This is a genomic window from Gluconobacter albidus (genome assembly GCF_002005485.1).
Lineage (GTDB): Bacteria > Pseudomonadota > Alphaproteobacteria > Acetobacterales > Acetobacteraceae > Gluconobacter > Gluconobacter albidus.
Genome location: NZ_CP014689.1, coordinates 2,722,452 through 2,740,205 on the forward strand (window position 1 = coordinate 2,722,452; position 17,754 = coordinate 2,740,205).

Below are 17,754 nucleotides of genomic sequence, written 5' to 3' on the forward strand. Positions count from 1 at the left end.
AACCATGATCCTTCCCCGTCGCATCGCCCTGCTGGCCGCGCTGTTCCCCCTGACGGCTCTGGCCGCCCCCGTGCAGCTCTACACCCATCTTGCCATCTCCCCGGACGGAACACGGCTGCTCTCGCTCGAACACCCTGCCGGACAGCCGGGTCAGGACGTGCCGTCACAGCCGGTCCTGTATGCCGTTCCGTCCGGAGCCCGCAGTTCCCTGCCCCTGTGTCATGGCTGCGTGGCCAGCTCCTTTGCATGGCGACAGGACGGACAGGCGATGGCCTACGTGCTGAAAAATCCGTCCGCAAAAGCCCTGTCAGTCTGGCAGGCAGACCGCGACGGCCATCACGCCGTACAGATTCTGAGCTTCACGGGCACGCTTCAGTCCCTGTCCTATGGACCGCAGGGACAGCTTGGCGTTCTGGCGATCGAGAACGCCCATCGTCAGCCCGGCGCGCTGGAAGCCGGAGCGCCGCCGTCCGGCGAAATCAATACGCAGGTGGACGAACAGCGGATTGGCGTGATCGAAAACGGACGCCTGAACTGGCAGTCCCCGGCGGATCTGTATGTTTACGAATATGACTGGCGACCGGATGGGCAGGGTTTCGTCGCCACGGCCGCTCCCGGTAACGGGGACGATCACTGGTGGATTGCAAAACTCCATGCCTTCGCAAACGGCACGGACAGCGTCCTCTACACCCCGCCCCAGCAACAGCAGCTCAATCTGCCCCGCGTTTCCCCGGACGGAAAACAGGTCTCCTTCATCGGCGGCCTGATGAGCGATTATGGAGCAATCGGCGGAGACGCCTTTACTCTGGACCTGACGAAGCCCGGCGCCCGCCCCGTCAACCTGACACCGGGCCTCAAAGCCACCGTGACCGATCTGTCCTGGGCGTGCGGTCCGGGTCTGATCGCCGCAGGCATCAAAGGCGACCGGAGTGCGATCTGGTCCCTGCAGAGCGGCGTGCGATCGCTCTGGGAAGATCCCACCATGATTTCGGATGGCCGGTCCGAACCCAGCCTGTCCTGTGCGGGACAGCATACCGCCATCGTCCGGCAGAGCTTTGAAAAGGCGCCTGAAATCGCCACAGGCCCGATCGCGCTCTGGAAGCCCGTCAACCGCGACAATGCCGCACAGCTGCCCCATCTCAAAGCCCGCAGTCTGACATGGAAAAGCGATGGCTATTCCGTTCAGGGCTGGCTGCTGGAGCCTCTCAAACGCAAGCCTGGCATGGAGCAGAACGGGAAGGTTCCGATGATCGTCTCTGTGCATGGCGGACCGTCCAGCGCGTCCGGCCCTCGCTATCTGCACGACCACGGATACATGGCGATGGCGCTTGTGGATGCGGGCTATGACGTCTTCATGCCCAATCCGCGCGGCAGCTTCGGACAGGGCGAAACCTTCACTTCGGCAAACCGCAGGGACTTCGGACATGGCGATCTGCGCGATGTGCTGCGCGGGATTGATGCGGTCGAGAAGATCGCTCCTGTCGACGACCATCGTCTCGGCCTGACCGGATTTTCCTATGGTGGCTACATGACGATGTGGACTGTCACCCAGACGGACCGCTTCCGGGCAGCCGTCGCTGGAGCAGGAATTTCAAACTGGCTCTCCTATTACGGAGAAAACAACATCGACAGCTGGATGCTGCCTTTCTTCGGAAAATCCGTCTACGACGACCCCGACATCTACGCCCATTCCTCTCCCATTCTCTATATCCGGCAGGCCCATACCCCGACTTTCATTTTCGTCGGCTCTGCGGATGAAGAATGCCCGATGCCCCAGAGCCAGGAGTTCTTCCATGCGCTCCAGACCCTGCATGTGCCCAGTTCGCTCGTCATCTATCCGGGACAGGGCCACGGTATGCGCAACCCACAGGCCTGGGAGGATGCCGTACAGCGGACCATCCACTGGTTCGACACCTATTTGACGAAATGAAAAACCGACCTGACGGGTAGCGGACGCTGCCCGTCAGAGAGACGGGAGAGCCGTCGTCTGCTGATGGAGTCTGTTGTCGGCGGAAAGCGGCATGATGCCAGGAATGACTTCCACTTCCGTCCGGTCCACAACACGTCCTGTCAGCACCATATGGCTGCTGGCATTGTAAACATGCACGGTATCGCCCTTCCCGCCTGTTTCCAGAACGGTTCCGGATACCGTCAGATGAAGGCTCTGGCCGGAAAACGTCGCCACGACGGGGGACCCACGATGCACAAGCTGGGGATGAGCAAGTTCCGAAACGCTCAGAACCTGACCAGCCGCGAGCACACCCCGCGCCTCCAGACCAACCGCATCTTCAGGGTTCTGTAACGCATCATCCGGAATCAGACCGACCCGGACAAACGTCATGCTGACATCATCCGGCAGAATGGGCTGCCCCAGATGCATGGCGTGGCGCAGGGTCACCGCACGCACTTCCATGGTCGCCGTTCCGCTTACATTGAAAGCCGTTCCCTGCCCGCCCTTGGCGGAAGGCACCTCAAGCCGTGCCGTAAAGTGCTCGCTGCCATGCGGCGGGCGGTCAATATGCAGGATGGCAGGCGCGCCCTGATCCGCAACCGGAACCGGTACGGGCTTGAAGCCGGTCAGCGCCACTTCCACCCGCGCATCGGACGGCAGTTCCAGCCCCTCGCGAATGACAGGCAGCACATCGTCCGCCGTAATCATGCGCGCCGTATGTGTTACAGTCGTGGACACCAGAGGCGAGGCATCCGGCCAGTCCACGCCGAACTGGGCGGCAATGGCCGTCAACTGCGGACCACCCACCACGTAACTCGCCCCAAGCGCGGGAGCATCGCCGATATCGGTGTCCTGTCCTTTGCCCAGATCGGCAAACAGATCGGACAGACGCACGCGCGGATGATCGACATTGACGGTCGTTCGCAGCGTCGCCGCTGACACAAAGGAAAACGCACCGCACCCCGCCAGCAGCAGAATGCCACCCGTCACCAGGCCGCGGCTCATGTTTTAAGCGCCGCCCAGATTGGTGACGGTTTTCAGCATGTCATCGGACGCGGTGATGACCTTGCTGTTCATCTCATAAGCGCGCTGTGCCGTGATGAGATCGGTGATTTCGGTCACGACATTGACGTTCGAGTTTTCGACATAGCCCTGCATGATGCTGCCGTAACCGACAGCCTCGGGATTGCCCATCATGGCGTCGCCTGAGGCCGTCGTCTGCGTGAACAGGTTTTGGCCCATCGCGGCCAGACCATTTTCGTTGGTGAAGATGCCAAGCTGCAGCTGGCCGACGAGCGTCGTGTTGTTCTGGCCGGCGATCTGCACACTGACCTGACCGGACTGGTCGATCGAAATGCTTTGCGCATTGTTAGGAATCGTAATTGTCGGGCTGATGAGATAGCCATCCGCAGTTACGAGCGAACCGTTGTTGTCCATCGAAAACGTGCCGTCGCGGGTATAGGCAAGCTGCCCCGAGGGAAGCTGGACCTGAAAATAACCGCGCCCCTGAACCGCCAGATCCAGGGAGTTGCTGGTCTGCTCAAGGCTGCCCTGATCGTTGATGCGGTAAATCGCCGCCGTCTTCACACCAAGGCCGACCTGTGCGCCGGCGGGAATGGTCGTTCCGGTATCGGACGAACTTGCGCCCACGCGACGGAGGTTCTGATAGATCAGATCCTGGAACTCGGCGCGGGAGCGTTTATACCCCGTGGTGCTCATGTTCGCGATATTGTTGGAAATGGTTTCGACGTTGGTCTGCTGGGCCTGCATGCCCGTTCCGGCGATGTCGAGTGCGCGCATGGAATGTTATCCTTGTCCCGTCCGGGGAAATAATCAGGCCGAGACCTGAACGATCTTGTCGATGGCGTTTTTCTGGCGCGTGGCTTCAGCATCCACGAACTGCGCCATGAACTGGAAATTCCGCTGAATTTCCATCATCTTCGTCACTTCGGTCATCATCTGGACGTTGCTGCCTTCCACCATGCCCTGCACGATGTTGGGCCGCTCCACAGCGGTCGTGGGCTGATCCGTCCTCAGAAGCCTGCTGCCCTCTGCCTGAAGCCTGTTGTCGTCCTGTGCCGTCACGATGCCGATCTGACCCTGTTCGCCGGTTTCGGTCGAGATCACGCCATCGGCGGAAATGGTGATGCGGTGGTCGGTCTGGGGGAGGACAATCGGCTGCCCGTCGCGGTCCAGCAGGGCATTGCCACTTTCATCAACGACAGCGCCGTCCTGCTGTTCCTCGAAGCGTCCTGCCCGCGTCAGACGCACACCATTGGCGGTACGGATCTGAAAATACCCTTCACCTCCGAGCGCGAGGTCCAGCGGGTTACCGGTGGACTGCATATCGCCCTGCTGAAAGTCCCGGTATGTCGCACGGTCCTGCGTGTAGGATTCCGTATCCGCACCCTCGGCCTGTTTGGAGCCGTGCTGATGGGACAGGAAGTCACTGAAAAGGACATTTTCGCGTTTGTAGCCCACGGTCGATGCATTCGACATGTTGTCCGCAACCACGGACATGGCGCGCTGCTGGGCATCCATGCGCGAAAGCGCGATATAGGTACTGTTCTCCATGGGCGTTACAGGCTCCGGTCAATCCCGATTTCGGAGCACAGCGTAGCGGCACAAAGCTTTCCCAATCGTTAAACGAACACCTTCAACCCGACTCGCCGTGACGATATGGTGAAAGAGTCAGCAGTTCCGCCGCCTCTGCCTGCAGGGCTGTCCGTTCCTCTTCCACGAAGGCTGCGACAGCCTGTCGCAGACTGGGATCGAGTATGGCATGGGCCGAGTGGGTGAAACTCGGGAGATAGCCACGCTGGATCTTGTGTTCGCCCTGCGCCCCGGCTTCAACACGGGAGAGGCCGTGTTCGATAGCAAAGGCGATCGCACGGTAATAGCACAGCTCGAAATGCAGGAAGGGCCAGTCGCCCTCACAGCCCCAGTTCCGCCCGAACAGCGCGTCGGTCCCCATGAGATTCAGGGCGCCTGCAACGGCTTTTCCATCATGATGGGCCATCATCAGGACCACGCGGTCTCCGAGGCGCTCGGACAGCATGGGAAAGAAGCGCTCCGTCAAATAAGCGCTGCCCCATTTGCGGTCGATCGTGGACTGGTAGAAGCGGTAGAATGCCTTCCAGTCTTCCGGCGTGATGTCGTTTCCGCGCAGTGTGCTGAAGGTCAGGCCACAGGACTGGGCAGCGCTGCGTTCCTTGCGGATGGACTTGCGTTTGCGGGAGGACAGCGCGGCCAGGAAGTCGTCGAACGTCGTGTAGCCGTTATTCTGCCAGTGATACTGAAGGCCTGTGCGTGGCAGATAGCCAGCCCCGGTGAAGGCATCGAGCGAAGCCGCGTCGCAGAAATTGGCGTGCAGGGAGGACAGGCCGAGTTGCGCCGTCGCCTGAATCAGCGCGGCGGCAAGGGCCTGCGCCACGGCCTGCGGATCCGGCAGATCCGGACGCAGCAGAAGCCTCGGGCCGGGCACCGGAGAGAACGGAACGGCGCAGACGAATTTGGGATAGTAGCGGCCGCCCGCGGCTTCATAGGCGCGGGCCCAGTTCTGGTCGAAGACGTACTCGCCCCAGGAATGGGATTTTCCATAAAGCGGGGCGAGGGCCGCGATGGAGCCGTCCGGCGCGCGCAAGGCGGCATGACGGACCAGCCAACCGGAGCGGTCCGCAACGGAACCGCTGTCTTCAAGGGCGGACAGGAAACCGAAGGAGACGAACGGATTGTCCGCTCCCGCACAGGCGTCCCAGGCTTCGGCCCCGATCTCGTGGATCGAGGCATGAAGGCTCAGGCTCCAGTCGGGGGACGGCATGGTCTCCGCTTCTCCCATTCGGTTTCTCCCGTATCAGGCGATTTCGAACAGCGCCTCGACCTCGACCGGCGCATTCACGGGCAGGCTCGGCACGCCGATCGTGGAGCGTGCATGGCGTCCGGCGTCACCGAACACGTCCACAGCCAGATCGGACGCGCCGTTCATGACGGTGGCGTGGTCGGTGAATTCCGGCGTGCAGGCAATGAAGCCGCCCAGACGGACAACGCGCGTGATACGGGAAAGATCGCCGTCGAGCGCGGCTTTGGCCTGCGCCAGAACATTGATGAGGCAGGCGCGGGCACAGGCCACACCGGCATGGGCCGAAACTTCGTCACCCAGCTTGCCGGTGATAAGCAGCTTGCCGTCCACCAGCGGGAGCTGGCCGGACACGACGAGCAGGTTTCCCGTCCGTACGGTCGTGACGTAGTTCGCAACCGGAGCGGCTGCGACCGGCAGCGTGATGTCGAGGGCGGCAAGGCGGGATTCGGGGGTCGCGGTCATGGGAAAATCTCCGGTTGGGGCGCCCGGAACGGGCATCTGACAGGGCCATATGTTGAAGCGGGAACGGCCCGATGCCAAGGGGGCAAGCCGGAGCCGGGTCACGTTGGCAGGCTGTCGTCACCCGCAAGGCTTCTGCGGCTGCGTTCGAGTTCTTCGGCATAGCGGCGCAGGGCGTGCTGTTCGGTCAGGGTTCCGATCACTTGCCGGGACTGGGGGTCCTCGACGACGACAAGCGCATCGGCCTCTGCTTTTTCGAACAGTTCGATCGCCTCGCGGATGTTCATAAGCGGTGTGAGCATGGCGTTACGGAACAGGGCCAGCGTTCTGATGGATGTCTGGTCGGCAGGGGCGGCGTGCAGTTCCGCCAGATGAACAATACCGTCATAGTGTCCCGCCTCATCAAGCAGCACGATCCGCTGGGCCGAGCCGAGCGGAAAGAGGGTTTGTGCCCGGTTCACGGACGTCTCTGCCGGAAGGGTCCGGACCTGTCCGCGCATCATGCGGCGTACATTGAGTGAGCGCATCCAGCCGATATCGACAGCGGAGCGAATGGACTCGCCCCGCAGATGGAAGCGCCATGTCGCGAAGCTGTAGCCGAACAGGCGACGCACGGTCAGAAGAGACAGGACCGCAGCCACCAGCGTGGCACCGCTCATGGACACGCTGCCGGTCAGTTCCAGCATCAGGCACACCATTGTCATGGGACTGCCGATGACGGCCACGGCCATCGCGCTCATGCCGATCAGCGCGCAGGCTGTGACGGAATCCGGCGCAATGCCCAGCGGTGCCAGAAGTGTGCCGTAGATCGTCCCTGCCAGAGACCCGAGATACAGCGACGCGAAAAACAGCCCTCCGCGAAATCCGGACCCAATGCACAGGCACGACGCCAGCGCCTTCAGGAGCAACAGAACGACGGCCATTCGCGCAGTGACATTGCCTGCGAAGACGGCGCGCATCGCATCGTGCCCCGCTGACAGAACGGACGGATGAAGCGTTGCCAGCCCTCCCACAATCAGACCGCCAACCGCAGGCCGCAGCCAGACCGGTCCGGGCATCCTGCGGAACAGCCCCTCCGTCTGGGTGACGCAGAACATCAGCCCGATGGCCGTCAGCGCCGTGAGAACACTGATGAGGACCGCCCCGGCCGTCCCTTCCCAGGACAGCGCTCCAGGAGAGGGAATGACAATGCCGGGCGGAACGCTGCCCAGAAAGCGTGTTACGCCCACGCCCGCCAGCGCGGCCACAGCCACGGGAGACAGGCTGCCCAGAGAATAGGACCCGATCACCAGTTCAAACGCATAGAACGCGCCCGCCACCGGGGCATCGAACGCTGCCCCGATCGCAGCCCCGGCCCCGGCCCCCACAAGAACGCGCAGATCCTCACGACGCACCCGGAAGGAGCGCCCTATCCGGGAACCGAAGGCTGCCGCGATCTGGGTAAACCCGGCTTCAAGCCCGATGGAGCCCCCCACACCGTTGGACAGAACCGTCTGGCAGACAATGACCAGACTGTCCCGCACCGACATGCGCCCGCCATGCAGCGCATTCGCCTCGATGGGGTCCACCGGGCTGCGCGGCATGATTTTTGCGATCAGCACCCCGAACAGGCCGATCGTCAGTCCACCACCACCCAGCACAACCACTGTGCGGAGAGGCGGCAGAGCGTTCAAACCGGACAGATGACCGCCGGATACACCCGAAACGCCAAAAAGCAGTCTGTGCATCCAGAATGTGAGATGGGTCATGACGACCACACACAACCCTGACAGAATGCCGACAAACCCCGCCAGCACGCTCAGCCAGATCTCGTTGCCACGCACCAGCGTGCGCAGATTTGATGGCGCATGGGGAAACAGCCGCGCCTGAAAGCGGTTCATCCCCTGTCGCAGCATACGGACGCGGCCCGGAAAACGGCTTGCAGAACCGTCAGGGGACGCAGGCGGAGGGGGCGGCGAAGGGGCGGGACTGGTGGACAAGCGGGCTCCCGGGCGGCAGGTGTGATCCTGTTTGACGGCAAGCGGGCTACCGATCAACAGCTGTCATGGAAGGATCACTGATGAAACTGAATGTCATCGAACGCGGCGAAGGCCCGGAGACAGTCGTTTTCCTGCACGGGCTGTTCGGGCGGGCCCGGAATCTCGGCGTCCTCCAGCGCGGCGCCGCTGCGACCTTCCGGACGCTGGCGCTGGATCTGCGCAACCACGGACACAGTCCGCACGGCCCCGCCAGCTACGCCCTCATGGCACAGGACGTGCTGGAAACGCTGGACGATCTGGGAATCGGTCGTTTTGCGGTCGTCGGACATTCCATGGGCGGCAAGGTGGCCATGATGCTCGCCCTGGCCGCCCCCGAGCGCGTCACGAAACTGCTGGTGGCGGATATTGCGCCCGCACGAACGGGGCATGGCCACCGCGAGATGATCTCGAAGCTGGACACCCTCACATTCCCCGCTTCGCTCGAACGCCGCGAAGGGCTGGACCTTCTGGAACCCATCACGGGCAGCAGACCCGTCGCCGAACTCCTGCTGCAGAATATACGGCTGGGTGATTCGCCGGGATGGAGCATCGGTTTCGACGACCTTTCCCGCGACATTCATGAGATCGAAAGCTGGCCCGACCTTCAGATTGCGCCTTACGAAGGGCCTGTCCTTTTTCTGCGTGGGGGTGCTTCGCCCTATGTCCGCCCCGAACATCACGATCCGATCCGGGCGCTTTTTCCGCAGGCGCTGATCCACTCCCTGCCTGATGCCGGACACTGGCTTCATGTGGAACAGCCCCGCGCGTTTCTTAAGGAAATGATGGAATTCCTTCAGGCCCCGGCCTGAAGGAAGACGTTACGATATCAAACCAGACGGAAAGGCGGCAGTTTTGCGCGAATCATATCATTACGATTAAGCAACATATTGAGAATCTAATATATTAATATTTTGATAATTTAATAAAACTCAATTAAAATTAAAGTAAAAAAGTTACTTTTCTGAAAATTTAACGACTACAACATCACTGCCGGAACGGCGCATGTAATAAACTTCTTCAGGATTACGCTGATGTACGCTCTACTGTTCTCCGAGCCTTTGGTAAATCGTGCCGAAATGCGTGTCTTTACACGAGAGAAAATCTATTCTTCCGCGCTGGCCCGGGGCGCAGCTCATGGCGATAAAGAGACTATTAAAGCCATGATGATCGGCTGGTGGCCTTTTATTCAGGCTTTCGAGCGCGCTATTGACGTACGCGTCGGCCATCTTCCCATCAAACCGCTCGTCCAGCGTTTCGGACAGGCCCGGATCAAGACCTTCTTTTCAGAAGCGCGTGAAGCCGTGCGGGAAATGAAGGAAGAAGAGGGCTCACACGCCATTCTCTGGGCTGACGGCGCAAAAGAATTCGGCCTCGACCTGTATGGAACCCACTACGACACGCTTCCCACGGTCCAGAAGCTGATCGCCAATGCAGACAGCGAAGATCCCGTGATCTTCTTCTCCTGGCTCGCAGCCGTCGAATACATTGCCGAAGAACTGGCTGCCTATCTCTGCCATGCTCCGAAGTTCACCAGTCTGTTCGCGAAGAAGCACTGGACCTGGGGTCTGGCGCATGACGAGCACGAACATGACGGCCCGTCCCATCTGGAAATCGATGAGGATCTGGCCCGCGGATATTATCCATCCAACGATCCGGAGATCACTCGTGCAGCTCTGACGGCCAATATGCGCGAATGCATTGAAATGTTTGAAAAAGCCAGCCACGAGATTTACGACACGACGCCGGAAATGGCGCACTAACGAAACCTTAACCATTTAACAGCTATCTCCGTGTCCGGGGCGCCATACCCGAGGCGCGGAGATGTTGTCTGCAACAGATTCGCTCTCTGCAAAGAAAAACTTCATAAATTCCTGTCATCGTGGCACCCTCCTCCGCTATTGGGAAGGTTCATGATGTCTTTGCCTGTCTCACCGGCTTTTGTTGTCGCCTCCTGGTCATGCGCGACATAATGACAGCCGTCCTGACCCTGCTCAAACAGATGCGGCTTGCCCGACTTTTCCCCTTCCGGGCCGAAATCCCGGCAGGAGCAGAGGAAGAAATCCGCCTTTCGCGCTGCCGGGTCCTGCGCGGTCTGAACTTCTTCCATTTTGTTCCCCAGTTCAGCTGCGGCCCGATCGCAGGCCTGTGCCTGATGCGGAATTATCCGATGTACGGTGCGAGCATGTGCGGAGCCGTCCTGCTCCTGCTCCTGCTCTACAACATCTGCTTTTATGCGATCCCGACCGAAAAACTGGTCGACACCCGGCAGTCGTGGATCCTCAAGGGCCTCAATTTCGCATTCGCTCTCTGCTGGATCACGCTTCCTCCCGTCGTGTTTCCTTATGGAGACGCCAATGACCGGGTTCTGGTCGCCGGCATTATGGTCGGGCTGACCGCGACGACCATTACGATGGTTCCCCTGACGGGGATGGGAGAAATCATCGCTTCCATGCTCATCCTGTCCTGCTGCTTCGCCCTTTTTCAGGCGTGGACGATCGACCACGGAATTTTCTATTTTTACATCGCCATCGAAATGGCGGTCTATCTGTTCTTCGTCCTGTCCCTGACGATGGCCGTGCGGACCCTGTTCACGGCTTTTCTCGTCAGCCGGTATTCCCTCGAACAGCGCAACAGCATCGTCCAGCTTCTGCTTCGCAATGCCGATGACGACACCGGCGACTGGCTGTGGGAAACCTGCGCGTCCGGAAGTCTGCGCAATGTCTCAGCCAGCCTGGCCTCCGCTTTCGGTAATAGCCGCGAGTGGCTCGAAACCCGTATCTTCTTCGACATCCTGTCCGATCTGGCAGGTCCGGCCGCTTTTGACGGCGACGAACGGACGGGGCTCGGGCGGCTGCGACAGTGCCTCGACAACCGGATCTTCTTCCGGGACATCGTGGTCTCCGGAACCCTGCAGGGTCAGCAGCGCTTCTGGTCGCTGAGCGGACGCCCGGTTTTTCAGGACCGCACCTTCGTCGGCTATCGCGGCGTCGGGACGGACGTGACCCAGACGCACTGGGCGCAGGAAAGTGCCTCTTTCAGAGCGCGGCATGACCTGCTGACCGGCCTGCCCAACCGCGGCGCCTTCCTCGACGACATGGAAACCTATCTCATCGAGGCCGCACGCACCGGAGAGGCCTTTGCCTTGCTCAACCTCGATCTGGACGGCTTCAAACAGATCAACGACCGGCACGGCCATTCCGCCGGCGACGAGATGCTCCGGAAAGTCACGGTCGTCCTGAGCCGCACCCTGAGCGAACGTCACAGACTCTACCGTTTCGGCGGCGACGAATTCATGCTGCTCGAACGCCAGACAACACCGGCTCAGGCTTCCGCCACTGCATCGGGTCTGATCAATGCGCTAACGAACGTGCCCATCCGGGTTGGCGAAGGCGTACGCTGTGCTGTTGGTCTCAGCGTGGGAATCGTGCTGTCCATTGGCGGATCAGAACGCGTGGGCAGTCTGCTGGAAGCCAGCGATCTGGCGCTTTACGAGGCCAAGAGCCTCGGAGGCCACACGCATCGCTTCTACAATCCGGAACTGCGGACTGTCGCCAAGCGGAACCGGGATCTGATCCGCGCGCTCCCCGAGGCACTGGACAAAGGAGAGCTGGGCATTGTCTACCAGCCTTTCTTCAACACCCAGAGCCAGAAGCTCTGCGGATTCGAAGCGCTGATCCGCTGGTCCCATCCCGAATATGGCCGCGTTCCCCCCGAGCGGATCATCCAGCTTGCCGAAGAGGCCGGCCTGATCCAGAAGCTCGGCGTCTATGTCATGGAACGGGCCTGCCTCTTTGCCTGCGAATGGGAAGAGGGGCTTGTCCTGTCGATCAATGTCTCGGTCGGGCAGCTTGAGGCCCCAACCTTCCTCAAGGATACGTTCCGGGTTCTTGAAAAAACCGGCTTCCCGGCCCGCTGTCTCCAGATCGAGATGACCGAAAACATCTTCATGGAGCCGGATGCCGCAACCTTCACGCTGCTGAGCCGCCTTCAGAGCGCCGGGATTTCCATTGCGCTCGACGATTTCGGCAAGGGCTTCTCATCGCTCGGATATCTGCGCTTCTTCCCGTTCTCGAAGATCAAGCTGGACGGTCTGTTCGTCAGAGACATGCTGCGTGAGTCCCGGGCAGCCTCCATCGTGCGTGCTGTGGTAGACTTGTCGATCGACCTGGGTGTGGCCGTGACCGCTGAAGGCGTGGAAAGTCAGGAACAGCTTTCCTACCTGCGGCGCCTGGGCTGCACGGAAGTTCAGGGTTATCTGCTGTCACGTCCTCTTTCGCCCGAAGACACCCGTCAGTTCATGGCGACGGCCCCGGCTGTCATGGAAGCGTCCTGATCCGATTCAGGCCGTCAGGGGGTTGGGAGCCGTTTTCTTTCCTTCTTCCGCCATACGCCAGCAGTACCAGGCCAGTGTTGAACGATAGGGAGAGAAACGCGCCGTTTCCTCTTTTAGCGCCTTTGGCTTTGGGGGCAGTTCCAGTCCGCGCAGACGACGCCAGCCTTCCCGGACACCGAAATCATCAACAGGCATCACGTCCGGACGGTTCAGCGTGAACATCAGCAGCATCTCGACGGTCCAGCGCCCGATCCCACGCAGGGTCACGAGGCGCACGATCAGCTCTTCATCCGTCATGGTCCGGGCATCGGCACGGCTGGGAACGGTTCCATCCAGACGGGCCTGTGCCACACCCCGCATGGCCAAAAGCTTGTTGCCCGAAAGACCGCAGGCGCGCAGGCTTTCCTCGGACAGCTCCAGAAGTCTGCCGGGAGACGGCGGTGCCCCGTCTACCGTACCCTTTTCTCCAAGCAGACAGAGGCGCCCGAAAATCTTTCGCGCCGCGGCTCCGTGAAGCTGCTGTCCGGCAATGGCGCGCAGAAGGGCATCGTAGGGTTCCTGCCCGTCGTCACCACGCAGGGTGCAGGGGCCGATGCGCGCAATGGCCGCCGCCAGACCAGGATCGGAGCCAAGAAGTGTGGCATAATCAGCCATCGGACATGCGCCTTTCCGGAAGTTAAGGTTCGGGTGACTCTTTGTGTCTTTCGTGGGTCTCGCATTACTGCCATGATATGCCAAGACAGACGCCCACCCTCAGCCCCGGATAACCAGCCTGCCGGATGACAACCCCGACCGCCCTGGTGCAAAAGGTCTGGCGATGATGCGACGCCACCTTCTCCTTGCCGACCGGCTGTTTTCTGCCAGGTCCTTTCCCGACGGACGGTCCCGCCCATGAGCGGAACAGCCACTGTCACGTCCGGAAAGCCCCAGAAGCGCGAGCCGCAGCTCTTCGCCCCCTCGGCGCGGACTGCTCCCACACGCCCGCAGCACGCCCCCGCCGGGACGCGCGAACGTCTGAGGGATTACGTCCCGCCAACAATCCCGGTACGTCCGGTGCTGACGCCGATGATGCGTCCGCAGACAATTGTCGAGAACGGGCCGACAGTTCCGTTCATTTTTTCGGCCGGGCTCCACGTAGCCGTTCTGGCTTTCCTGCTGATGCAGCATCACGGCATGCACGGCTCGCCTGCGGGGCAGGAGCAGCCGCAGGTGGAAATGGTTTTCGATACACCACCCTCCAAAAGCAGCATGCGTGGCCCGCGGGCCCATGAGGAAGGCGGCGCGCCACCGCCCCCCTCGGCCCAGAGCCCGCAGGAAACACAGGAAGACCAGCAGCCGCCGCAGAAGGAGCAGTCCACTCCCACACCGGCCGTTCCGACACCTGAAACGCCGTCCGCGCCTGACGTGCCCGAAGAGCCTTCGGCAGAACTGCCCAAGACCGCCCCCACCCCTGCGCCGATTACACCGGGAGCCGCGCCAAGCCGCCGCAGCCAGCAGACGTCGCCGCACGCTCATCATGCACAACGGTCAGTCCGCTCCGACCGGAACAATCCGTTCGCACACCCGATGGATCTGTCTTTTGGCGAGCAGCCCTCTCCCTATCGCCGTCACCGTGGTCGGGCCTCAGGGTCCGGCGGCCCGATCGACATGTCTCTGGGTCCGCTCAGTATGAACGGTGCCATCAATGCCCCCTACCAGACCCGCACGAGCGTCAAGGGCGTCAGCGAGGATTACGGCGGGGAAATCGACCGCTGGATCCGGGCACATATGTATTATCCGGAAGAGGCTGCCCGTGCGGGCGAGGATGGTCCGTCCTCGGTGCATGTGGTGCTGGACCGGTCGGGCCATGTAAAATCCGTCCGGCTGATGAGCCAGTCCGGCTCCTATTCGCTGGATGCGGCAACGACCGGCATGTTCCAGGGGGCGCATCTGCCGCCGGTCCCGCCGGACATGAAGGGTGACCATTTCGATATTGACGTGACGATCAACTACATCCTGATCCGCCGGTAAGGACGCGGCCCCATGCGGGGGGCGGCTTCGACATCGGAGCCGCAATCCCATACAGTCCGTCAGGTCACCGTCCTGTTGCCGGAGCCCCGATGCGCCGTTTTCGTTCTGCCCTGCTGTCTCTCTGTCTTCCGCTGGCCCTCCCGCTGGCACTGGGAGGCTGCTTCAGTCTTTCCCGGCCCTTCGCCGACCCTGGACAGCAGGCCCGATACCTTACGGCAGCCAATCTTCCTCCCGCACGGCTCGCGGTCCCTACTCCGCCGAACGCACTGCTGTCCGACGATGCTGCCACACTCTGGGCCCATGACGTGGCGCAGGCCATGGTCAACCAGTCCGTTCCCGCCATCGCACAGCCCCGCAAAAAGGGAGACTGGTGGCTGAAGCTGAATGCGACGACCCACGGGAATACGGTCGTCCCTCACTACGTCATCATGACTCCGGAAGGGAAAATCCGTGCGGAAACGGACGGTCCTGCCGTGGATATGGCGGGATGGAGCGCGGGCGACAGGCTGACGCTTCAGGACGCCGCCATGCAGGAGGCACCCCAGCTTGCGAACCTGCTCACAGGTATTCAGGCGAACATGATGCAGCAGGACCCGCACAGCCTCATGAACCGCCCCGCGAAGATCTGTTTCAAGGGCATCACCGGCGCCCCCGGAGACGGAAATGTGGCCCTCGCCCGTGCCTTCTATTCGTCATTTCCGGACAAAACCAACACGGTGACGACCACGGAAAAAGGCGCGGACTTTATTGTACGCGGAACGGTTGCCCTCAAGACGGGCACCGCGGGCAACACCGGTCATCCGGTCGATCATATCGAGATCGTCTGGCATGTTCTGACACCGGACGGAAAGGAGGCGGGCGCCGCCACCCAGTTGCACGACATTGCCCCCCATTCCTTGGACGGTGCATGGGGCGATACGGCGGACATGGCTGCCGAAGAAGCTGCACAGGGCGTCCGGACCATCGTCACCAACTATTCCGGTCGCGAGCATGCCCCTTTGCCGGAGACAAAAAGCAGTCCGAAAAAAGCGGCCTGATACAGAAGTTCCATTCCGCTAATGTAACTCTGAGTATCTTTATGTAATACGTTTTGTTACAGATCTCCGGCTTTTTCATCCGGAGTGTCCGATGCGCCTTTCATATTGTTTGCTGCTGTCCAGCCTGAGTCTCTGTGCGGGACTTGCTCCTCTTGCATCCGCCTTTGCGGACCCGGCCCCCGTCATCGCCGTAAACCGTGAGATCGGTCTTTCGATGACAGGTACGTTCCGCAACAGCGTCAGCGGTGCCAGTTCCAGCGTAACGGAGAATGGCGGTTCCGGATTTATCACACAATCCGCAAGTGCCTCGCGCTACCGCACCATCGGCTGGACCCCCGGCTTTCAGGCCGATGCATCGGTCATGTTCAATGCCTTCGGGATCGAAAACCTTTACGGCGCCCTGCATTTCTCGCTTGAAGACGGCCAGAGGAACTACAAGTCTCATTATCGCAGCTACTCCAGCAATTCTGCGCCCTTCGGATTTTCAGCGGGCGGAAACGACAGCTCCAATGGCACGGACAATCGGGGAGAGATCGGTAAGGGCTTTCTTCTGCTCTCCGATACCTTTCTGCTGACGCCTTTCATTCAGGGCGGATATGTCACGAGCGGTGGTGACGGAGATTTCGGCTACGGGTCCGGACGTTACTTCGCCGGTGCTGGCCTGAAGGCCGATTACGCCCTCACATCCCGCCTCGTCCTGCGTGGACGGTTCGGATGGGCGGAAGTCCTCAATTCCGGCATTTCCTACAACAACCAGCCACGTCCCTTGTGGGAAGGTGGCCTTGGCATGGATTACCGCATGACGCGGCGCCTCCATCTGACGGCGGGAGGAGACTATTCCTATATTTCCTACGGCCATGACCGGAACGTCGAATCCAGCACTGAATTTGGAACAGCCTATTCCTATTCGGGCGTCTCAAGTGCCCTGAGCAACGGTCTGAAGCTGCATGCGGGTCTAGCCTGGCAGTTCTGATCCCGACCGACAGACCGCGTCCGGTCGGCACGGCATGCAGTGACCGGCCAACTGGTGCGCGGAAAGAATGAAACAGGACGGATGACAGGGGGGCGCTGCGCTGTTAGAAGGCCAGCAACTTCCCTGTCGGACACCGGACGAGGCCGTTTTCATGAAGATCGTAGCCTGCAACAGTAACCTGCCGCTGGCCCGCGCGGTCGCCCATGAACTCCGGATGCCTCTGTGCAAGACCGTGGTGAAGCGCTTTGCCGATGGCGAAGTCTTCGTCGAGATTCAGGAAAATGTCCGCGGTGAGGACGTCTTCGTCGTGCAGAGCACCTGCATGCCGACAAACGACCACCTTATGGAACTGCTGGTCATGCTGGATGCGCTGCGCCGTGGATCGGCCAAGCGCGTCACGGCCGTCATGCCGTATTTCGGTTATGCCCGGCAGGATCGTAAATCCGGCCCCCGTACACCCATCAGCGCCAAGCTGGTCGCGAACCTTCTGACGGAAGCCGGTGCGAACCGCATCCTGACGATGGATCTGCATGCCATGCAGATCCAGGGCTTCTTCGATATCCCGACCGACAACCTCTATGCCGCGCCACTGTTCGTGCGCGACCTCAAGACGCGCCTGCCGGACCGGGAACTCATCATTGTCTCGCCGGATGTTGGCGGCGTGGTCCGTGCGCGCCAGCTCGCGCAGCGTCTGAACGTGGATCTCGCCATCATCGACAAGCGGCGTGAACGCGCCGGCGTGTCGGAAGTCATGAACGTCATCGGTGACGTCGCCGGTCGCTATTGCGTCCTGGTGGACGATATCGTCGACAGTGGCGGATCGCTGTGCAACGCCGCCAACGCACTCATGGCCCGTGGGGCGGAAGGTGTGGAAGCTTACGTCACTCACGGGGTTCTGACTGGCAATGCCTGCCAGCGCGTGAAAGACAGTCCGTTGAACATGCTGACGCTGACGGACAGCATTCCGGCGACCGAGGCCCTTCTCGAAACCCCGAATATCCGTCAGATCACGACAGCCAACCTCCTCGCCCGGGCCATGAGCGCCGTGGCCGATGAAAGCTCGGTTTCCTCACTGTTCGACTGAGCATCCACCGGCCTGCGTCACGGTCCCCCT

General features: G+C 61.1%; 15 protein-coding genes. 8 read left to right on the top strand and 7 right to left on the bottom strand.

Translation table 11 applies throughout. The features are described 5' to 3' along the window. The first annotated feature begins 4 nt into the window (after nt 1–4). Nucleotides 5–1,930, top strand: a complete 1,926-nt coding sequence (locus A0U94_RS12410; RefSeq protein ID WP_077803536.1) for an alpha/beta hydrolase family protein — start codon at nt 5–7, stop codon at nt 1,928–1,930. 33 nt (nt 1,931–1,963) lie between these two features. On the opposite strand, the gene flgA is transcribed toward A0U94_RS12410, so the two are convergent. The 6 genes from flgA to A0U94_RS12440 all read right to left on the bottom strand — a co-directional run bounded on the left by flgA (nt 1,964) and on the right by A0U94_RS12440 (nt 8,149). Continuing rightward, entirely contained in the window at nt 1,964–2,956 is a 993-nt protein-coding gene (flgA, locus tag A0U94_RS12415; protein WP_077803537.1) for a flagellar basal body P-ring formation chaperone FlgA, read from the bottom strand. 3 nt (nt 2,957–2,959) lie between these two features. Further along, a complete protein-coding gene (flgG, locus tag A0U94_RS12420; protein ID WP_062027937.1) occupies nt 2,960–3,751 on the bottom strand; it encodes a flagellar basal-body rod protein FlgG in 792 nt (263 codons plus the stop codon). Nucleotides 3,752–3,784: 33 nt separating this feature from the next. Further along, nucleotides 3,785–4,525 carry a flagellar basal-body rod protein FlgF gene (gene flgF, locus A0U94_RS12425; RefSeq protein WP_062027939.1) on the bottom strand — a complete coding sequence of 247 codons (741 nt, stop codon included), beginning with the start codon at nt 4,523–4,525 and terminating at the stop codon, nt 3,785–3,787. A gap of 82 nt (nt 4,526–4,607) precedes the next feature. Continuing rightward, on the bottom strand, nt 4,608–5,771 hold the full coding sequence (locus A0U94_RS12430; protein ID WP_149026768.1) for a GNAT family N-acetyltransferase: 1,164 nt from the start codon (nt 5,769–5,771) through the stop codon (nt 4,608–4,610). 33 nt (nt 5,772–5,804) lie between these two features. Beyond that, complete coding sequence (locus tag A0U94_RS12435; protein ID WP_062027944.1) at nt 5,805–6,272, bottom strand: RidA family protein; 468 nt, start codon at nt 6,270–6,272, stop codon at nt 5,805–5,807. Between the two features lie 98 nt (nt 6,273–6,370). Then, a complete protein-coding gene (locus tag A0U94_RS12440; protein ID WP_077803975.1) occupies nt 6,371–8,149 on the bottom strand; it encodes a chloride channel protein in 1,779 nt (592 codons plus the stop codon). 179 nt (nt 8,150–8,328) lie between these two features. Between A0U94_RS12440 and A0U94_RS12445 the strand changes: the two genes are divergently transcribed. The 3 genes from A0U94_RS12445 (at nt 8,329) to A0U94_RS12455 (ending at nt 12,620) form a co-directional block, all read left to right on the top strand. Next, complete coding sequence (locus tag A0U94_RS12445) at nt 8,329–9,096, top strand: alpha/beta fold hydrolase (protein WP_062027850.1); 768 nt, start codon at nt 8,329–8,331, stop codon at nt 9,094–9,096. A 222-nt stretch (nt 9,097–9,318) separates the two neighbouring features. Then, nucleotides 9,319–10,047, top strand: a complete 729-nt coding sequence (locus A0U94_RS12450) for a hypothetical protein (RefSeq protein WP_077803539.1) — start codon at nt 9,319–9,321, stop codon at nt 10,045–10,047. A 209-nt stretch (nt 10,048–10,256) separates the two neighbouring features. Then, nucleotides 10,257–12,620: a putative bifunctional diguanylate cyclase/phosphodiesterase gene (locus A0U94_RS12455; RefSeq protein WP_077803540.1), complete on the top strand. Its 2,364-nt coding sequence runs from the start codon at nt 10,257–10,259 to the stop codon at nt 12,618–12,620. A gap of 6 nt (nt 12,621–12,626) precedes the next feature. Here A0U94_RS12455 and A0U94_RS12460 read toward each other — a convergent pair whose 3' ends face one another. Then, the gene (locus A0U94_RS12460; RefSeq protein WP_077803541.1) at nt 12,627–13,274 is read right to left on the bottom strand and encodes a DNA-3-methyladenine glycosylase family protein; all 648 of its coding nucleotides are present in this window, start codon (nt 13,272–13,274) and stop codon (nt 12,627–12,629) included. Nucleotides 13,275–13,511: 237 nt separating this feature from the next. Here A0U94_RS12460 and A0U94_RS12465 point away from each other — a divergent pair, with 237 nt between their 5' ends. The 4 genes from A0U94_RS12465 (at nt 13,512) to A0U94_RS12480 (ending at nt 17,724) form a co-directional block, all read left to right on the top strand. Then, nucleotides 13,512–14,630 (top strand): energy transducer TonB, encoded by a 1,119-nt coding sequence (locus tag A0U94_RS12465; protein ID WP_077803542.1) that lies wholly within the window; start codon nt 13,512–13,514, stop codon nt 14,628–14,630. An 89-nt stretch (nt 14,631–14,719) separates the two neighbouring features. Beyond that, nucleotides 14,720–15,667: a hypothetical protein gene (locus A0U94_RS12470; RefSeq protein WP_077803543.1), complete on the top strand. Its 948-nt coding sequence runs from the start codon at nt 14,720–14,722 to the stop codon at nt 15,665–15,667. Nucleotides 15,668–15,758: 91 nt separating this feature from the next. Further along, complete coding sequence (locus tag A0U94_RS12475) at nt 15,759–16,640, top strand: hypothetical protein (protein ID WP_244178012.1); 882 nt, start codon at nt 15,759–15,761, stop codon at nt 16,638–16,640. 151 nt (nt 16,641–16,791) lie between these two features. After that, entirely contained in the window at nt 16,792–17,724 is a 933-nt protein-coding gene (locus A0U94_RS12480) for a ribose-phosphate pyrophosphokinase (RefSeq protein WP_062027866.1), read from the top strand. Nucleotides 17,725–17,754 lie beyond the last annotated feature (30 nt).